The following is a 17,450-nucleotide window of genomic DNA, read 5'->3' as shown; positions in this document are numbered from 1 at the left end:
AGCATGACGACCGGGTACGCGTTCTCTAGCGATCGTGGATCCCGGTCAACCGACGACTAGGACTCGGAGATCGTTCAGGTTCGTCCCCGTCGGTCCCGTCACGACGAGCGCGTCCCGCTCCGCAAGGTACGGTTCTACGTCGTTCTCGGCGAGTGCCGCTCGAGCGGCCGCGGCGTCGTCGACGGTCGAGGCGTCCACGATCGCGCCGGCGGCGTCGGTCGGCCCGTCGATCCCGTCGGTGTCGATCGCGGCCACGGTGATCCCTCCCGCCACCTCGAGCGCCGCGCTGGTCGCGAACTCCTGGTTCGGGCCGCCCCGGCCCTCGCCCCGTACCGTGACCGTCGTCTCCCCGCCGGAGAGGATCACCGCGGGCGGCGAAACGGGTTCCCCCGTCGCACGCGCCTCCTCCGCGACGGCGACGTGTGCGAGCGCCGCCTCCCGGGCCTCGCCGCGGATCCGTGACGAGAGGACGAGCGTCTCGTATCCCCGGGACGCCGCCACCTCCCGCGCGGACTCGAGGACGGTCATCCCGTCCGCGACGACGCGGTTCGTCACGGATTGGAACGCCGGGTCGTCGTATCCGGGGGTTTCGGGGAGTTCACCCGCCGCACCTCGCTCGAGGCGTCGTGAGACCACGTTGGGGACGTCGATCCCGTACCGGTCGATCACCTCGCGCGCGTCCTCGTAGGTGGACCCGTCCGGCGCCAGTGGTCCGCTGGCGATCACGCTCACGTCGTTGCCCACGACGTCGCTCAGGATCAGGGAGACGACCGTGGCGGGAGCCGCCCGCTGGGCCAGGCGACCGCCTTTCAGGTCAGAGAGGTGCTTGCGAACGGCGTTGATCTCGTGGATGGTCGCGCCGCTCTCGAGCAGCGCGTCGGTCGTCTCCCGCAGCGCCTCGAGGGTGACGTCCCCCGCCGGCGCCGCCATGAGCGCGCTCCCGCCGCCGGTGATCGCCGCCAGCACGAGCGTCCCCTCGTCGGCGGCGTCGGCGGCCTCGAGCACCTCGCGCGTTCCCTCGACGCCTCGCTCGCTCGGGACCGGGTGATCGCCCCGGCGAACCGCGACGCGATCGATCTCGACGGGGTCGTCCGTGACGACGACGCCCCCGTCGATCCGGTCGCCGAGGATCCCCTCGAGCGCCGCGGCGACGTGCGCGGCCGCGTTTCCGCCGCCGAGAACGACGACGTCGTCGTAGGCCTCGAGGTCGAAGGTCGCGTCCGCGACGCGGAGGGTCGCTTCTTCGAGGGAGACCGCGTCCCGGACGACCCGTCGGGGGTGGCCCGCCTCGATCCCCGCCTCGAGGCACTCGAGGGCGACGTCGCGCGCCTCGGTCGTCGCCAGACGGTCGCGTTCTCCGATCTCGATCACTGGCAATCACCCGGCGGAAGGTGGCCGGCTCGAGACCGACTACCGCGCGGGCGAACGAACCGCGACGTACCTTCCCGCACTGAACTGACGGTCGCCATGGTCGTACGTGTTCGCCGACTGAGTAAAGTTCGCCGGTCCGCCAGAACGCTCGAACGGTTCTGATCTCCGATCCACCACCTGATCAAAAGCTGACTGCGCCGGGATAATACACGATCGTGCGTAAGATCTCCTCCGGCGCAGACGGGAACCTTTAACTTACCGGTGTTGTTATGCTCGGTCGTCCAATATGGGGCTTTCCGAAACGCTGGAGGAGTACTTCGGAGTCGCCGAACACGGCTCCGACGTGGGTACCGAAACCGTCGCGGGGGTCACGACGTTCCTCGCGATGTCGTACATTATTCTGGTGAACCCGTTCATCCTGGCGGAAGCGATCGACGTTTCAGGCTACAGCGAGCTGCAGGTCATACAGATGATCGCCATCGGGACGATCATCGCTTCGGCCGTCGCGATCCTCGTGATGGCGTTCTACGCCAACCGACCGTTCGCGCTCGCACCGGGGATGGGGCTAAACGCGTTCTTCGCGTACACGGTCGTCCTTGGAATGGGTATCCCGTGGGAGACGGCGCTCGCAGCGGTGTTCGTCGAGGGGATCATCTTCATCGCGATCACGGCGGTCGGCGCTCGCGAGTACGTGATTCGACTGTTCCCCGAACCGGTCAAGTTCGCCGTGGGAGCGGGGATCGGCATCTTCCTGCTGTTCATCGGACTGCTCGAGATGTCGATCGTCATCCCGGACGAGGAGACCGCGGTCGCGCTCGGCGGGATCGCGACGAACCCCGCCGCGCTGCTCGGCCTGCTCGGCCTGTTCGTGACGTTCGTCCTCTGGGCTCGAGGCGTCACCGGCGCGATCATCGTCGGAATCGTCGCCACGACGGTCCTCGGCTGGTTCGCCTACTTCACGGGCCTCGCCGGGACGTCCGTCCTCCCGGCAGCCCTCGTCGGTGAAGGGGGCGAACTGTCGTTCGCGGTCGTCTCCTCGCCCCAGTACGACATCTCGCCGCTGCTGTTCGCGTTCGTCGACGGCCTGCAGGACGTCGACCCGTTCACGTTCACACTGGTCGTCTTCACGTTCTTCTTCGTCGACTTCTTCGACACCGCCGGAACCCTCATCGGCGTCTCGCAGTTCGGCGGATTCCTCGACGAGGACGGAAACCTGCCCGACATCGACCGGCCGCTGATGGCCGACGCCATCGGCACCACCGTGGGCGCGATCGTCGGCACGTCCACGGTCACGACGTTCATCGAGTCCTCGACCGGCGTCGAAGAGGGCGGTAAGACCGGGCTAACGGCCCTCGTCGTCGGCGTCCTCTTCATCGCCTCGCTGGTGCTCATTCCGGTGATCGCGATGATCCCCGCCTACGCGTCGTTCATCGCACTCGTCGTCGTCGGGATCATCATGCTTCAGGGCGTCCTCGACGTCGACTGGCACGATCCCGCGTGGGCCGTCTCGGGCGGCCTGACGATCACGATCATGCCGCTCACGTACTCGATCGCCAACGGGCTGGCGGCCGGCATCATCGCGTACCCGATCATCAAGGCCGCGACGGGGGAACTCGAGGACGTCCGACTCGGCCAGTGGCTCATGTCGGTCGTACTCGTCGGGTACTTCTACGTCTACACGAGCGGAATGCTCGGCTGAATCGCTCGATTTAGCCGATTTTTCCCGATAACCCGCCCACACCGCCGCAACCAGTGCGCTCTTACGACTCGAGGCCCGATTTTCTCACCGACATGGCAGAGATCACGATGTACGAACTTCCCGGCTGTCCGTACTGCGCGAAGGTCCGCCGGAAGCTCGACGAGCTCGACCTCGAGTACGACGTGATCGAGGTCCCGCGGTCCCACGACGAGCGAACCGAGGTGAAGGAGGTCAGCGGCCAGACGGGCGTTCCGGTCATCGTCGACGAGGAACACGGCGTCGACGGCATGGCCGAGAGCGACGACATCGTCGCGTACCTCGAGGAAACCTACGCCTGATCGACCACCGAGCGCGGTTCGTCCCTCGGCGAGAACTGAGTCGAGTGTGAGCGTCTACTTCTCCGGAGTTTCGAGGTGCTGACGGCTCGAGCGCGTTCTCGACTCATCGAGTACGATTTCGTTTCCCCGAGGTACGGTTTCGTCTCCTCGAGTACGTTTCCACCCGTTCGAAAACTGGGTCCCTCAGGCGGCTTCTTCGCGTTCCGACCGCTCCTGGATCACGTCCCGGAGGTCGTCCGCGTCGCGGAGCTCCTCGAGTTCGTCGCGCTCGAGGAGCGCCGTCCCGTCGACGGAATCGCGCTTCGCCCGGTCGACGACGTAGACCGAGCGGGTTCGAGTAACGCGCCCGATCGAACTCATGATCCGGGCGCGCTTCTCCGCGGCCTTGGTGAACTTCGAGTGGCCGGTGAGGACGACGTCTTCGCCGTCGTCTTCCTCCTCGCTGACGGCCTTGAACGGCGAGCGCAGCGTCGGGTGAACGCGAAAGCCCGCGCGGGTCAGGACCGCGACGACCTCCTCGTCGTCCGGGTCGGCCTCGGGTTCCGACGGGGTCGAATCGGCCTCGTGGACCTCCTCCGCCCCGTCGAGCACGTCGACAGGACTCGTCAGCGGCGCGTCGAACAGGTCCTCGAGCGCCATCGCCACCTCGATGGAGGCGTTCATGCCGTCCTCGTACTTCGAGACGGTCCGGCGGGAGACGCCCAGTTCGTTCGCGAGGCGGCCGAGACTCCAGTCCCTGTCCTGGCGCTCGTCGGCGAGCAGGTCGCCGTCGATGTTGACGTAGAGGCCGCCGGGCGCCGCGTAGATCAGCGGCGCGACGTTCTCGATGAACAGGTTGTAGGCGGTGTCGGGGCTGAGGACGGGAACGCCGTGACGGAAGTACACCACGTCGGGCTTCAGGTCCTCGTCGCGACTCCTGAGTCCGATGACCAGCGGGGTCGCCCGGAGGTACTCCCCCAGCCGACGCATCTCGTGGCCGGTCGCCTCGTTGAACGCGTCGATGTTCCCCAGGATCTTTACGAGGATGAGGTCGTCACCCCTGCGCGCGGCGACGTCGAAGCTCTTCGGGCGGATCGCACACCGGTCGCTGACCACGAATCCCGCGTCCTCGAGCATCGCGGTGACGTTGCCGACCAGTGCGGAGCGGGACATAGAGGGATGTAAGCGAGTCCACGTATATTACGTTTTCCCCGAAACGAACCCGTACTGTCGGGCGATTTCGACGTCTGCCAGGAGTATATTTATATAGGACTTCACGTCGGATCGGACCGCCGTACCCGGCTTCGGACCCAGTCCGGCGTCGGTTCCGGACGCGCTTCGAGGGGAGCCTCGAGGACGACACGCCGGATCGCTCTCGAAAGGCGTTACTCCGCCCACCGAGTAGCGCGGGTGATGACCGTCGTCGGGATCGACGATTCGGACTCGAGGGAGCGCGGCATGTGCACGACGTACGTCGCCGCGCGGATCGCCGAGCGACTGCGCCGCGAGGGTGCCGAGGTCTCGCGGATCCTGCTCGTACGCCTCAACCCGGCCGTGAAGTACAAGACGCGCGGGAACGCGGCGCTCGCGATCCACACCGACTGCGCGTCCGACGTCGTGTTTTCCTACGCGCGGGAACTGCTCGAGGAACTCGCCGAAACCGACGACGAGCGGACGAACCCGGGGCTCGTCGCGGCCGATCACGATCCGACGGCGGTTCCCGAAGCGGTGGGGCGGTTCGCGCTCGAGGCGATCCGCGACCACCTCGAGATCGACGACGCGGCGGGGCTGATCGACGAGTGCGGCTACCGGTCGTGGAGCGCCGGGAACGGCCGCGGCCGGATCGGCGCCCTCGCCGCGGTGGGCGCGTGGGCCGCGCTCTCGCCTCGAATCGAGTGGACCTACGAGTACATCTCCTACCGGGAACCCGAGCGCTGGGGAACTCCGCGGGAGGTCGACGCCGAGAGCGTCTTCGCCGCCGCGGCGGAGGGGTACCCGGACGTCTGGGACACGGTCGACCGCGGCGAGGGCGAGGCGGTCTGCGTCCCCCATACGCCCGGTCCGATCCTCCACGGGATCAGGGGGGACGACCCCGACGCGGTCCGGACCGTCGCCCGCCGAATCGACTGCGAACCCGTCGCCTCGAGCCGATTGTTCGTCACGAACCAGGGGACCGACGTGCACCTCCGTAACGCGCGCGACGCGGACGAGGAGATCGTCGACGGCTGGGCCTACCGCGTCGACGGCCGCGTCGTCTCACCCCCCGAAACGAGACGCGGTGGGCACGTCTTCGTGACGCTCGAACTCGAGTCCGCCGATGCCGACGAGTCCGACGATTCGAGTGAAGGCGGTGAAAACGGACGACGCCTCGAGTGTGCGGCCTTCGAACCCACGAAACGCTTTCGCGACAGGGTGCGCGCCCTCCGCGTCGGCGATCGGATCACGGCCTGCGGGGAGGTCGCCCGCGGGACGCTCAAACTCGAGAAGTTCGCCGTCCGGGACCTCGTCCGAATCGAGCGGGTGACGCCCGCCTGTCCGGACTGCGATCGAACGATGGAGAGCGCCGGGCGTGACCAGGGCTACCGCTGTCGGACGTGCAAGACGACCGCTCCAGGGAAGGTCGAGCGTCCGCTCGAGCGCGCCCTCGAGGGGGGGTGGTACGAGGTACCGCCCTGTGCGCGTCGACACGTCGCAAAGCCGCTGATTCGAGGTGGCTTCGACGGACAGGTCCACCCCGAGCGGTGATCGACGATCGCAGTCCTGACGGCGGCTCGAGGCGACCGGTGGATCGTCGCGATCGGTGCGTCCGGTCGGTCGGGGATCTCGGCGTCGATGTACATTTTCGATCACGACCGTTACGATTCGGGCACCGTCGCCGAGGAATTCGGACGTATGTGCGATCGCACCTCACGCAACGTTTATTGTAAACGCAAGGCTTTAATCACGTATGCACGCTGTGAGTTTCAGTGAACCCCGAACCGGTGGTCCGACGAGCGACGACTCCGTCACCGCGTTTACGTTCGGGTTCAATACAATCAAACTCACAGCACGAGGCCCCAATTGGTCGATGCCGACCGACTGGAACGCGGACCAGTCCGTCCGGGACCGTCCACCCTATTACCCGCTGGCCTCGGGTCACGGCCATCCGTCGTGATCGATGAGTACGTCACAACACCCGGTCGCGCTCCGTCTCGAGCGGATAGTCGGCGGTGACGCCAGACTGCTCGCGCTGGTGATGATGCTCCCGCTGATCGACGGGGTCTTCCCCGCGTTGATCCTCGCCGGCGCGCTCGACGACCCGCTCGGCGCCGTCCAGGTCGGCCTACTGATCTTCGGCGGGAGCGCCACCGTCGCGGTCATCCTCGCCGAGATGACCGGCACGCCCCGGGAACAGGTCGGCATCGTCCTGTTCGTGGGGGTCCCGCTGGTCGTCCTCGCGGCCGTCCAGGCCGCGCTGGCGCCGGCGATCGAGAGCGTCATCGACATCGTCGTCTTCGAACGCTTCGCGGCGCTCGTGATCGCCGCCATCGCCGCCCACACGGCGAGCGCGACGGTCGGCGAGTACATCCCCAGTCCGGGGGTCATCATCGGCCTGGGGCTGGTCGCGAGTCTCGACCCCAGCGGCATCACGGTCGTCGTGATGGACGACCCCGTCCTGGTCGCCAACGCGGTCCTCGCGGCCGCGGTGGGCGTCGGGTTCGCACTGTCGGTGGCGCTCGCGGCCCCCTACCTGCGGACGTACATGGACGTCGACCGCTTCCGCTTCGGCAGCGCCGTCGCGCTCGGCCTGCTCCCGCTGTCGCTGCTCGGGATGGCCTTCGGACAGGCGCCGCTGGCCGCGCTGCTCGTCGCCGCGGTGTTCTCGATCGATCCGCGGAGCACGCAGCAGTCGGAACCGGTCGAAGAACGAACGGAGAGCGTCCTCGAGATTCCCGAATCGGCGACGGTCGCCGACGGCGGACACGCGGACGCCGACGTCGAGCTCGCGGAGACCGACGCGACCGACGAGGACGGCGATCGCGATGGCGAATCGGACGAGACGGTGGACGAGGTGTATCCCGGCGACGACACCACGGACACCGCCGGACGGGCCCCGTGGCTGTGAGGCCTCGTTCACCCGACGACGGCCGAATCGAAACCACTTTAATCGGGATGCCCCAAGGGAATCTCGAGGGGTCGTGGCCAAGCCAGGCATGGCGACTGACTCCAGAGGTCCCGCGCCCGGGACGACACTCCAGACTGATATACTGATCGGGCACCTGATCAGTGTCCGTGTGATGACCCTCTGGAGTTCCGAGGCGCACCGGAGATATCAGTCGATCGGGGGTTCAAATCCCTCCGACCCCATATTCTCGCGGCGAGCAACCTCGCGAGCCGCGAGTATTGGACGAGAAGGGGTTTGAACGAGACCGAGGTTATGCGCGCAGCGCAGGTTCTCAGGCGTTGTTCAAATCCCTCCGACCCTGACACGGCGGACGAAGAACCGCTTCTCTCGCGTTCTCGAGACGCATTCACCAGAGAGGGAGACGTGACAGTCGAGTCGTGACCGTCGCCCTCGAGCAACACTGACCAGTCAGTCCGATCCGCTTTCTCAACCAGGTACCGAGGGACAGTAGCCGAGTCGGGGGGATGAACTGTCAGAGGCACGTCTCGACTCGGCACCTACGGCAACGATGCTGAGTCGGTCCGGCGAGTCGGTACCCCCGCTGGACACTGGCCAAGTCGGTGGTTCTCCGCGACCGTCCGTGGACTTCTGCGGGTGTTTCTCGCTTCACTCGACCCCGTCCGGCTCGAGCGCCTGGACGCTGATCGAGATGAAGTAGACGAACATGAAGAGGAAGAAGCCGACGGTGAGCGGGATGATCCGCCGGTCGATCACGGCGAGTCCCAGGATCGCCGCTGCGACGATGCCGACGACGTAGATCAGGATGAGGAAGACGCCGATCGCGACGTAGAATCGGAGATCGGATTCGAAGTGTTCTCGGACGACCATACCCGTCTATGACGAGTAGAGCGGGAAAAGCGTTCACGTACGCGTCCGATCGGCGACGGTTCGAGTCGACGCGCCGCGAGCGACCTACCGCCGCAGATCCGGCCGAACCCACTCGAGGTAGTACCGATGTTCGCGCAACCACGCCTCGAGATTCCGTCCTTTCCAACAGGTTCCGAGACACGGCAGGTGATCGTCGAGGCCGATTTCGTGGATCGTCAGGGCGCCGGTCCGATCGTCGTAGCGGAGCACTTCGCGACCGGTTCGACGGAAGCCGACGACTGCCGATCCGAGGGTGTGCTCGCGGGCGAGTCGCTGGGCGAGTCGTTCCGGGTCGCCGGCCCGGTCGACCCCCTCGAGATACCGTCGAAGCGACGTCTGGAGCGTTTCCGGGTCGAACTGCGTCGGGTGTGCGGTTGCCATGGACCGATCGTCGACGGTGGGGGACGTAGGTGCGACGGGGCGGCTTCCGTTTCCGATAGCTCGGCGAAACGCTCGAGCGCATCCCGCTCGGCGGCGAATCACGGAGAGCGACGCGGTTCCGAACGAACTCGCAGAACCGATCAGGACGGACGATAGAGGAGATCGGTGGGCGGCCAACTGTCCAGTACCTCGGCGGCCTCGAACACCTCATCGACGGATTCATCGTCGGCGAGCGATACTTTCCGCTCCTCCCAGTCGAACTCGAGGAGGTCCCGCTCGCTGAGTTGCGGGAGGTGGTGGTGGACCAGGCGCAGGTGGGCCGCTTCGACCTTCTCGTCGTCGATCCGATCCGGTTCGATACGGTGTCTGCGGGCGGCCACCTGGCGGGACAGTTCGTCGACGTTGGCCGATCCGTCGCGCTCGAGGAGTTCGTGTAAGACGAGTTGTCGATCCGCGCTGGCCAGCACCCGAAACGCGTCTGTTTGCTTCATATTCGATACTGTTTGTACGGGCGGCTTTGACGGACAAAGGGGTGTGGCCTACAGCGATTGGTATCCTTGCGGTAGCGTGTCGGCGCTTATTAACGACGGTCAGTCGCTCGGACAGCGGCAGCCGTCTGCGCCGATCACGATCGGCCGAACCGACGGCGCGGCACGGTCAGGGTTCGTACGGCTGGGCGTCGGCCACCGACGGCGCGCCGAGGGCGAGCACCTCGACGGAGTCGGTCGCATCGTCGGGGTTGAACGCTCGGTGGGGGCTTTTCGGTTCGGCGACGAACGCGCACCCCGCTTCGACGACGAACTCCTCGTCGGGCGTCTCGACGTGGAGCGTGCCGGAGAGAACGTAGAACGCCTCCTCCTGCTCGTCGTGGAAGTGGTACGCGAGCGGAAGCTGTTGGCCGGGTTCCGCGCGGTAGACGCGCAGTCCGACGTTCTCGAGTCCGACGTGGTCGCTGATCGATCGCGCGTCGACTGGGCGATCCTCGAGGGGCGAGACGTCCTCGGGATCGACGACGTGGTATCCCATGATCGTCACGGTATTTCGAACGACGACCGATATACGTGCCCCTTCCGTGCGGGCGGGAGGGGGATGGACGATCGAATCGAGACGTTCACCCTCCTTGCGACGGCCGAGTTGGCGGACCGTCGTGTTCCCACCTGCGACCGATCGAGATAGCTCGCAAGCACGACGCTAACCACCGTCTCGCCCGTTGCCAAACTCGATGACCGCTGATCGAACCCGCCGGGAGGAACTCGTCGCGGAGGGACGCTACTCGGTCGCGAGCGTCGACGATGGGTCGACCGACTACGTGCTCGTCGCTGGGGACGACGAGTTTCCGATCGACCGCGAGGATGTCGACGACCTTTACGCGGTCGTCTCCCGGTTGCGAACCCTCGAGACCGACGCGGAAGAAGCGATCGACGAGGTCTCGCTGACCTGCCAGGAGTGCGGAACGGAGTGGACTTACACGGGATCATCGATGTACGCGTCGTGCCCCAACTGCGAAGCGGAAGTCCCCGTCGAAGGGATCGGGCCGTAGAGACACGGGATCGGACGGAGAAACCCGAGGAAAGCTCGAGGTCGGACGGGAATTGCTCGCACGCACGAACGATGGTCGCTTCTGGTCTCTGCGCTCGAGATCCAGAGCGCCGACGACTGAACGCTCTCGGACGGCACGAGGACCCGAAGCGGACCGTCGGTCCGCTCAGTCCATCGGGAATTCCTTCTGGAAGCCGCGGAACTCCGTGCGGTGGGCCTCCTCGTCGGCGAGGATGGTGACCGCGACGTCTTCGGTCACCGGATCGTTCGCCTCCTCGGCGGCCTCGACCAGGGATCGGTAGGTCTCGATCGCCCCTTCCTCCGCCTCGAGGACGCCCTCGATGACCGACTGGACGTCGGTCGTGTCCGACGGGGGCTGGAGGCTCGACTGGCTCGCCTCGAACTCCTCGGAGCCCGGCGGGGACTCCTCGAGCTGTTTGAGCCGCTGGCCGAGGATGTTCGCGTGCTCGAGTTCCTCCTGGACGTCCTCCTCGAGGCTCTCTTTGACCTCCTCGGCGTGGACGCCGTCGAGGACGATGGCGTTCGTGAGGTAGTTCATCACGGTCTCGAGTTCGTCGAGGTACGCTCGCCGCAACAGGTCTGTGACTTCGTCGGACGTCATGGCCCTTACTGCTACGTCGACGAGGTATATAGGACCCACACCGGCGATTGATTGCCCCGGTAAACCGTGCGCATGGCGCGGCCGGTCGGCGTGGGCCGACGGATCCGCCTCGAGTTCCTCGATCGACCGACGACGCTCCGATTGATGACAGAACGGATCGTTTCGATGTTCAGTATCGTGTATAAACGATTCATTTCACCACGGGAAGTTTGAGAAAAGACTGATAGTGGATGCGTCATAAGCGGAAGGTATGAGAGACCTCGACGAGACCGACCTCGAAATCCTCCGACTGCTCTCGGAGAACGCTCGACGGCCGTACAACGAGATCGCCGACCACGTCGGTCTCACCCCGCCCGCGATTTCCGACCGCATCTCCCGACTGGAGGAACAGGGGGTAATAAGGGAGTTCACCGTCGACCTCGACCAGTCGAAACTCGAGCGGCCCGTCTCCGTGCTCGTCACCCTCCGGGTGGAACCGGCGGACGTCGACGACGTCTACGCCACCGCGGCCGACCTCGACGGCGTCGAAAACGTCTTCGAAACGCTCGACGGGAGCGTCGTCGTCTACGCGAACCTCCCGGACACGGACGTCCGTTCGTGGCTCGAGTCCCGCTTCGAACTCTCGGACCTGGTCGATTACGAGGTGTCGCTGCTCAACCGCGCCGACCGAATCGTCGGTGTCTCCGCGGCCGGGTTCGCCCTCGAGTGCGTCGTCTGCGGAACGGAGACGACCGGCAACGCCATCACCCGAACGATCGACGGCGAGATCGAGACGTTCTGTTGTCCGTCCTGTGCGGACCGACACGTCACCCGGAACGAGGCCCGTCAGGAGGCCGACGACTGACCCCTCCCGCCACACGTGTGCGGTTCGCTTCGGCGAACGAGAATGACCGTTCGTCCACTACGTCGTGTCTCCCGTGGATGAATTTGTACTCTCGGCTCGAGTCTCGCCACCCTAGTAGTCGAACGTCCACCGGCGCGCGCCAGCGCGATCAGCGACCGACGGGGCGATACGTAGGGGTGAACGCGGGACCGATCGGTCGATCGCTCGTCCGCACTATATACAGTATTAATCTGTACACCCAATATTAGGACGTTTACGCCCCTCGGTTTTTCGAGACGTCCGAACCGTCGACGTCGCGTCGGTGGCGTCCCGGGAGCCGAACAGCGTCAAGTATTTATACCATGTCCCCCGTCGGTATCTGATACAATGTCTACACCAGACGACGCCGGCTCTGAGACCCCTCAGGGCGGTCGAGTTCTTCCAGGGCACGTTAGATTCCACTGACGAAATCGAGACGGCACGCGTCTTCGATACCACGCTCCGGGACGGCGAACAATCGCCCGGAACTTCGTTCTCGTACGACGACAAGCGTCAGATCGCTTCGATCCTGGACGAGATGGGAACCCACGTCATCGAGGCCGGGTTCCCCGTCAACTCCGACGCCGAGTTCGAAGCAGTTCGCGACATCGCTTCCTCGACCAGCACGACGACCTGCGGGTTAGCCCGCGTCGTCGACAAGGACATCGAGGCGGCGCTGGACTCCGGCGTCGAGATGGTTCACACGTTCGTGAGCACGAGCGACGTCCAGATCGAAGACTCGATGCACGCCACTCGATCGGAAGTCGTACAGCGCGCGGTCGAGTCGGTCGAGCGCATCAAGGAGGCGGGAGTGACCTGCATGTTCTCCCCCATGGATGCGACCCGGACCGACGAACAGTTCCTGGTGGAGGTCATCGAAGCGGTCTCCGAGGCGGGAACCGACTGGATCAACATCCCCGACACCTGCGGCGTGGCGACGCCCGGTCGCTTCCGAAAGCTGATCGCGAAGGTGTGCGACCACACGGACGCGTCCGTGGACGTCCACACCCACGACGACTTCGGGCTGGCCACCGCGAACGCGCTGGCGGGCATCGAAGCCGGGGCCTCCCAGGCGCAGGTGTCGGTCAACTCCATCGGCGAGCGGGCGGGTAACGCCGCCTACGAGGAGTTCGTGATGTCGGTCGAGTCCCTGTATCAGGTCGATACCGGGATCGACACGACCCGCATCATGGAGCTCTCGGAAATCGTCGAGGAGAAAAGCGCCATGGAGACGCCGGGCAACAAGCCCGTCGTCGGCGCCAACGCCTTCTCCCACGAGAGCGGCATCCACGCCGCGGGCGTCATCGAAAACTCGGACACCTTCGAGCCCGGCGTCATGACCCCCGAGATGGTCGGTGCGAAGCGCCGACTCGTCATGGGCAAGCACACCGGCACCCACTCCGTCCGCGAGCGCCTGCACGAACTGGGCTTCGACCCCAGCGAGGAGCAGGTGCGCGCGGTAACCCGGCGAGTCAAAGACTACGGCGCCGAGAAGCGCCGCGTCACGGTCGACGACCTGGAACGGTTCGCCGAGGAGGCGGACGTTCCCCGGGAACAGGAGCACGAGGAGGTGCGCGTCTAGGGATGACCTCCCCGTTCGCAGGCGTTCGCGAGCCCCTGCTATCGAGCGGTGAGTACCGGCTACAGCCGACTCGTCGCGATCACGAACACGATCGGGAGCGCGTTCGCTCGCACGGGGACGGTCCGCGTTCGCATCGCGGATCCGACGGAACACGCAAACATTATGTTCCTCGACGCGCCTATCACTTCAGTAATGACGAACGGCGCACCCACGTCGGCTCTGCTGGTCGGCATTCGCGCCATCGCGACTCCTATTGTAGGGGCTCACTAGCCCCTTACATCGCACTCCACAGCCCCGGATTCGCACCGTTTTCGAACGTCAGAGCGAGTAGCTCACCAGCAAGCCGACACCCAACCACGCACCAGATGACACACCACCGCACGACCACGAACGATCGCCGGGCGCCCGAACCGAATCGGGCGCCTGCGGGAGGGAACCGATGAGCGAACGCGCGACACCCGTCAAACCGACGGAAGAACAGGAGCGCGAACAGTCTCGAGAAACCGAACGTCCCTCGGACGGGGGCGCCGACGCCGCCGGTCCGGGTCCAAACGCCGACGGCGCGACCGCGACGGAGCCCGTCACGACGGGCGCCGAGGCGGTCGTCCGGGCCCTCGAGAACGCCGGCGTCGAGTACGCCTTCGGGGTCCAGGGCGGGGCGATCATGCCCGTCTACGACGCCCTGTTCGACTCCGAGATCTACCACGTGACGATGGCCCACGAGCAGGGCGCGGCACACGCGGCCGACGCCTACGGGGTCGTCGCGGGCGACCCGGGCGTCTGCCTCGCCACGTCGGGACCGGGCGCGACGAACCTGGTCACCGGCATCGCCGACGCCGACATGGACTCGGATCCGGTGCTCGCGCTCACCGGCCAAGTGCCGACCGCGTTCGTCGGCAACGACGCCTTCCAGGAGACCGACACCACGGGCGTCACGACGCCGATCACGAAGGACAACACGTTCTCGAGCGATCCAGACCGCGTCGGTAGCGACGTCAGCGAAGCGTTCGCGCTCGCGCGCGAGGGACGACCGGGCCCGACGCTGGTCGACCTTCCCAAGGACGTCACGAACGCGGTGACCGACAGGGAGCCCGACGAGCCGCGAGTGCCGGACACCTACCACGTGCAGGAGGAGGCCGATCCGGAGATCGTCGAGGCCGCCGCGCGCCGGATCGAGGAGGCGAAGAAACCCGCCATGCTGCTCGGCGGCGGCGTGATCAAGGGGAACGCGAGCGACGTCTGTCGCGAGTTCGCGATCGAACACGAGATTCCGGTCATCACCACGATGCCGGGCATCGGATCGTTCTCCGAGGACCACGAACTCTCCCTCGAGATGGCGGGCATGCACGGCACCGGCTACGCCAACATGGCGATCACCCACTGCGACACGCTGATCGCCATCGGCACCCGGTTCGACGACCGCCTGACGGGCGGGATCGAGACCTTCGCGCCCGACGCGGAGGTCATCCACGTCGACATCGACCCCGCCGAGATCTCGAAGAACATCCACGCGGACTACCCGCTGGTCGGCGACGCCGCGACCGTCGTCGAGCAACTGCGCGAGGCCGTCGAGACCTCGCCGAAGGCGAAGAAGTGGCGCGCCCAGTGTCAGCAGTGGAAGTCCGACTACTCCATGGCCTACGAGGTGCCGGAGGACGAACCGGTCCAGCCGCAGTTCGTCGTCGAGGCGCTCGACGAGGCCACGAGCGACCGGGCGGTCGTCACCACCGGCGTCGGCCAGCACCAGATGTGGGCCTGCCAGTACTGGACGTTCACCGAGCCGCGCACGTGGGTCTCGAGCCACGGCCTCGGGACGATGGGCTACGGCCTGCCCGCGGCCATCGGCGCGCGCCTCGCGGCCGACGACGACCAGGAGGTCGTCTGCATCGACGGCGACGGCTCGTTCCTGATGACGATCCAGGAGCTGTCGGTGGCCGTCCGCGAGGACCTCGACATCACGGTGGCCGTGCTCAACAACGAGTACATCGGCATGGTCCGGCAGTGGCAGGACGCCTTCTTCGAGGGCCGCCACTCCGCCTCCGACTACCACTGGATGCCCGAGTTCGACAAGCTCGCCGAGGCGTTCGGCGCGAAGGGGTTCCGCATCGACGACTACGACGAGGTCGCCGACACCATCGAGGCCGCGCTCGCCTACGACGGGCCGTCCGTGATCGACGTCCACATCGACCCGCAGGCGAACGTCTACCCGATGGTGCCGAGCGGCGGCGACAACGGCCAGTTCGCGCTGACGGAGGATCAGCTATGACCGTCGAACGGAGGCCGTCCGCCTGCACGCGAAACACTCGGAGGTGTTTCGCATGACTGGAGGACTCGACGGACCCGCACCCGAGGAACGACCGTCCCCGAAGGGACGACGAACGTCCCAGGGGATCCGGATCGACCCCGAGGTCGAAGCCAGCCACGAACCCCGACGGACGGTCATCTCCGCGCTCGTCGAGCACGAGCCGGGCGTCCTGTCGGACGTCTCGGGACTCTTCTCGAGGCGACAGTTCAACATCGAGAGTCTCACCGTCGGACCGACGGAAGACGAGGAGCGGGCGCGGATCACCCTCGTGGTCGAGGAACCCGACCCCGGCATCGAGCAGGTGAAGAAGCAACTCCGCAAACTCGTGCCGGTCATCTCCGTGCGCGAACTCGAGCCAGACGCGATGCGGCGGGAACTCGCGCTCGTGAAGGTGAACGCCGACCGGCCCGATCGAGTCGCCGCGGTCGCGGAGATGTACGGCGCGAAGACCGTCGACGCCTGTCCCGAGACGGCGACGATCGAGATCACCGGCGCCAGGCAGAAGATCGACGCCGCGATCGACGCGTTCGGGCAGTTCGGCATCCGGGAGATCTCCCGAACCGGGACGACGGCGCTCGCCCGCGGCACCGACGTGACCGCCGACGAAGACGTACAGACCGCAGAAGAGCGAGTTCGCTCGCAGACCAACCAGCGACAGGAATACACACAACACGCAGACGATGACTGACGAATTCACCACCGACATCTACTACGACGACGACGCGGACGTATCGCTCCTCGAGGACACCACGGTCGCCGTGCTCGGCTACGGCAGCCAGGGTCACGCCCACGCGCTGAACCTCCACGAGAGCGGCGTGGACGTAGTCGTCGGCCTCCGCGAGGACTCCTCCTCGCGCGCCGCCGCGGAAGACGAAGGACTCGAGGTGGCCACCCCGGACGAGGCCGTCGCGCAGGCGAACTACGTCTCGGTGCTCGTGCCCGACACGATCCAGCCCGCGGTGTACGAGAACGCGATCGAGCCGAACCTCGAGGACGGCGACGTCCTCCAGTTCGCCCACGGGCTGAACATCCACTACAACCAGATCCAGCCGCCGGAGAGCGTCGACGTGACGATGGTCGCCCCGAAGAGCCCGGGCCACCTCGTCCGTCGCAACTACGAGAACGACGAGGGGACGCCCGGCCTGCTCGCGATCGAGCAGGACACGACCGGCGACGCCCGCGAGCGCGCCCTCGCGTACGCCAAGGGGATCGGCTGCACCCGCGCCGGCGTCATCGAGACGACGTTCCGCGAGGAGGTCGAGTCCGACCTCTTCGGCGAGCAGGCCGTCCTCTGCGGCGGCGTCACCTCGCTGGTCAAGCACGGCTACGAGACGCTCGTCGACGCCGGCTACTCGCCCGAGATCGCCTACTTCGAGTGCCTGAACGAACTCAAGCTCATCGTCGACCTGATGTACGAGGGCGGGCTCGGCGAGATGTGGGACTCCGTCTCCGACACCGCCGAGTACGGCGGCCTCACCCGCGGCGACGAGATCGTCGACGAGCACGCCCGCGAGAAGATGGAGGAGACCCTCGAGCAGATCCAGAACGGCGAGTTCACCCGCGAGTGGATCCTCGAGAACCAGGCGGGACGCCCGAGCTACCACCAGCTTCGCGACGCCGAGAAGAACCACGAGATCGAGGACGTCGGCGCCCGCCTGCGCGAACTGTTCGCGTGGGCCGACGAGGAGACCGAGGACGAGGACGAGAAGACCCGGGTCCAGGCGTAAGCCGCGGACCTCG

17 protein-coding genes and 1 tRNA gene are annotated in these 17,450 nt (G+C 66.3%); 11 read left to right on the top strand and 7 right to left on the bottom strand.

What is annotated here, in order from left to right; all coding sequences use genetic code 11:
• Positions 1 to 45: 45 nt before the first annotated feature.
• Positions 46 to 1,371, bottom strand: a complete 1,326-nt coding sequence (locus RJT68_RS09275) for a glycerate kinase type-2 family protein (protein ID WP_407040072.1) — start codon at positions 1,369 to 1,371, stop codon at positions 46 to 48.
• 286 nt (positions 1,372 to 1,657) lie between these two features.
• Between RJT68_RS09275 and RJT68_RS09270 the strand changes: the two genes are divergently transcribed.
• Together RJT68_RS09270 and RJT68_RS09265 are read left to right on the top strand one after the other, a co-directional pair.
• Entirely contained in the window at positions 1,658 to 3,070 is a 1,413-nt protein-coding gene (locus RJT68_RS09270) for an NCS2 family permease (protein ID WP_407040071.1), read from the top strand.
• Between the two features lie 92 nt (positions 3,071 to 3,162).
• Positions 3,163 to 3,408: a glutaredoxin family protein gene (locus tag RJT68_RS09265; RefSeq protein ID WP_407040070.1), complete on the top strand. Its 246-nt coding sequence runs from the start codon at positions 3,163 to 3,165 to the stop codon at positions 3,406 to 3,408.
• A 183-nt stretch (positions 3,409 to 3,591) separates the two neighbouring features.
• Here the strand turns inward: RJT68_RS09265 and RJT68_RS09260 are convergent, their stop codons facing one another.
• Entirely contained in the window at positions 3,592 to 4,560 is a 969-nt protein-coding gene (locus RJT68_RS09260) for a transcriptional regulator (RefSeq protein WP_407040069.1), read from the bottom strand.
• A 240-nt stretch (positions 4,561 to 4,800) separates the two neighbouring features.
• Between RJT68_RS09260 and RJT68_RS09255 the strand changes: the two genes are divergently transcribed.
• The 3 genes from RJT68_RS09255 to RJT68_RS09245 all read left to right on the top strand — a co-directional run bounded on the left by RJT68_RS09255 (position 4,801) and on the right by RJT68_RS09245 (position 7,734).
• Positions 4,801 to 6,132: a TiaS agmantine-binding domain-containing protein gene (locus RJT68_RS09255; protein ID WP_407040068.1), complete on the top strand. Its 1,332-nt coding sequence runs from the start codon at positions 4,801 to 4,803 to the stop codon at positions 6,130 to 6,132.
• 412 nt (positions 6,133 to 6,544) lie between these two features.
• Complete coding sequence (locus RJT68_RS09250; protein WP_407040067.1) at positions 6,545 to 7,492, top strand: DUF5794 domain-containing protein; 948 nt, start codon at positions 6,545 to 6,547, stop codon at positions 7,490 to 7,492.
• A gap of 67 nt (positions 7,493 to 7,559) precedes the next feature.
• Positions 7,560 to 7,734 (top strand) — tRNA-Trp (locus RJT68_RS09245).
• A gap of 424 nt (positions 7,735 to 8,158) precedes the next feature.
• Here the strand turns inward: RJT68_RS09245 and RJT68_RS09240 are convergent.
• From RJT68_RS09240 to RJT68_RS09225, 4 genes are all read right to left on the bottom strand, one after another.
• Positions 8,159 to 8,380, bottom strand: coding sequence for a hypothetical protein (locus RJT68_RS09240; RefSeq protein ID WP_407040066.1), 222 nt, complete (start codon positions 8,378 to 8,380; stop codon positions 8,159 to 8,161).
• A gap of 84 nt (positions 8,381 to 8,464) precedes the next feature.
• Entirely contained in the window at positions 8,465 to 8,800 is a 336-nt protein-coding gene (locus RJT68_RS09235) for a hypothetical protein (RefSeq protein ID WP_407040065.1), read from the bottom strand.
• A 140-nt stretch (positions 8,801 to 8,940) separates the two neighbouring features.
• Positions 8,941 to 9,291 carry a DUF7344 domain-containing protein gene (locus RJT68_RS09230; RefSeq protein ID WP_407040064.1) on the bottom strand — a complete coding sequence of 117 codons (351 nt, stop codon included), beginning with the start codon at positions 9,289 to 9,291 and terminating at the stop codon, positions 8,941 to 8,943.
• 166 nt (positions 9,292 to 9,457) lie between these two features.
• Positions 9,458 to 9,826, bottom strand: a complete 369-nt coding sequence (locus RJT68_RS09225; protein ID WP_407040063.1) for a cupin domain-containing protein — start codon at positions 9,824 to 9,826, stop codon at positions 9,458 to 9,460.
• Between the two features lie 196 nt (positions 9,827 to 10,022).
• Here RJT68_RS09225 and RJT68_RS09220 point away from each other — a divergent pair, with 196 nt between their 5' ends.
• Entirely contained in the window at positions 10,023 to 10,340 is a 318-nt protein-coding gene (locus RJT68_RS09220) for a hypothetical protein (RefSeq protein WP_407040062.1), read from the top strand.
• A gap of 165 nt (positions 10,341 to 10,505) precedes the next feature.
• Here RJT68_RS09220 and RJT68_RS09215 read toward each other — a convergent pair whose 3' ends face one another.
• Positions 10,506 to 10,961: a ferritin-like domain-containing protein gene (locus RJT68_RS09215; protein ID WP_407040061.1), complete on the bottom strand. Its 456-nt coding sequence runs from the start codon at positions 10,959 to 10,961 to the stop codon at positions 10,506 to 10,508.
• 250 nt (positions 10,962 to 11,211) lie between these two features.
• On the opposite strand from RJT68_RS09215, the gene RJT68_RS09210 reads away from it, so the two are divergent.
• The 5 genes from RJT68_RS09210 (at position 11,212) to ilvC (ending at position 17,437) form a co-directional block, all read left to right on the top strand.
• On the top strand, positions 11,212 to 11,805 hold the full coding sequence (locus RJT68_RS09210; protein WP_407040060.1) for a winged helix-turn-helix transcriptional regulator: 594 nt from the start codon (positions 11,212 to 11,214) through the stop codon (positions 11,803 to 11,805).
• A 358-nt stretch (positions 11,806 to 12,163) separates the two neighbouring features.
• Positions 12,164 to 13,405 (top strand): LeuA family protein, encoded by a 1,242-nt coding sequence (locus RJT68_RS09205; protein WP_455196260.1) that lies wholly within the window; start codon positions 12,164 to 12,166, stop codon positions 13,403 to 13,405.
• Positions 13,406 to 13,844: 439 nt separating this feature from the next.
• Positions 13,845 to 15,671 (top strand): biosynthetic-type acetolactate synthase large subunit, encoded by a 1,827-nt coding sequence (gene ilvB, locus RJT68_RS09200; protein ID WP_407040059.1) that lies wholly within the window; start codon positions 13,845 to 13,847, stop codon positions 15,669 to 15,671.
• 52 nt (positions 15,672 to 15,723) lie between these two features.
• Positions 15,724 to 16,398, top strand: coding sequence for an acetolactate synthase small subunit (ilvN, locus tag RJT68_RS09195; RefSeq protein WP_407040058.1), 675 nt, complete (start codon positions 15,724 to 15,726; stop codon positions 16,396 to 16,398).
• A complete protein-coding gene (gene ilvC / locus RJT68_RS09190) occupies positions 16,391 to 17,437 on the top strand; it encodes a ketol-acid reductoisomerase (RefSeq protein WP_407040057.1) in 1,047 nt (348 codons plus the stop codon). Before ilvN ends, ilvC begins: the two co-directional genes overlap by 8 nt.
• Positions 17,438 to 17,450 lie beyond the last annotated feature (13 nt).

Source organism: Halovalidus salilacus (assembly GCF_031852275.1).
GTDB classification, from domain to species: domain Archaea; phylum Halobacteriota; class Halobacteria; order Halobacteriales; family Natrialbaceae; genus Halovalidus; species Halovalidus salilacus.
This window is presented reverse-complemented; position numbering and strand designations above follow the sequence as displayed.

Bases quoted from the DNA above. Each gene is read 5' to 3' on its own strand.
- RJT68_RS09270 (WP_407040071.1), top strand. From the start codon at position 1,658: ATGGGGCTTTCCGAAACGCTGGAGGAGTACTTCGGAGTCGCCGAACAC.
- RJT68_RS09265 (WP_407040070.1), top strand. From the start codon at position 3,163: ATGGCAGAGATCACGATGTACGAACTTCCCGGCTGTCCGTACTGCGCG.
- RJT68_RS09260 (WP_407040069.1), bottom strand. From the start codon at position 4,560: ATGTCCCGCTCCGCACTGGTCGGCAACGTCACCGCGATGCTCGAGGAC.
- RJT68_RS09255 (WP_407040068.1), top strand. From the start codon at position 4,801: ATGACCGTCGTCGGGATCGACGATTCGGACTCGAGGGAGCGCGGCATG.
- RJT68_RS09250 (WP_407040067.1), top strand. From the start codon at position 6,545: ATGAGTACGTCACAACACCCGGTCGCGCTCCGTCTCGAGCGGATAGTC.
- RJT68_RS09240 (WP_407040066.1), bottom strand. From the start codon at position 8,380: ATGGTCGTCCGAGAACACTTCGAATCCGATCTCCGATTCTACGTCGCG.
- RJT68_RS09235 (WP_407040065.1), bottom strand. From the start codon at position 8,800: ATGGCAACCGCACACCCGACGCAGTTCGACCCGGAAACGCTCCAGACG.
- RJT68_RS09230 (WP_407040064.1), bottom strand. From the start codon at position 9,291: ATGAAGCAAACAGACGCGTTTCGGGTGCTGGCCAGCGCGGATCGACAA.
- RJT68_RS09225 (WP_407040063.1), bottom strand. From the start codon at position 9,826: ATGGGATACCACGTCGTCGATCCCGAGGACGTCTCGCCCCTCGAGGAT.
- RJT68_RS09220 (WP_407040062.1), top strand. From the start codon at position 10,023: ATGACCGCTGATCGAACCCGCCGGGAGGAACTCGTCGCGGAGGGACGC.
- RJT68_RS09215 (WP_407040061.1), bottom strand. From the start codon at position 10,961: ATGACGTCCGACGAAGTCACAGACCTGTTGCGGCGAGCGTACCTCGAC.
- RJT68_RS09210 (WP_407040060.1), top strand. From the start codon at position 11,212: ATGAGAGACCTCGACGAGACCGACCTCGAAATCCTCCGACTGCTCTCG.
- ilvB (WP_407040059.1), top strand. From the start codon at position 13,845: ATGAGCGAACGCGCGACACCCGTCAAACCGACGGAAGAACAGGAGCGC.
- ilvN (WP_407040058.1), top strand. From the start codon at position 15,724: ATGACTGGAGGACTCGACGGACCCGCACCCGAGGAACGACCGTCCCCG.
- ilvC (WP_407040057.1), top strand. From the start codon at position 16,391: ATGACTGACGAATTCACCACCGACATCTACTACGACGACGACGCGGAC.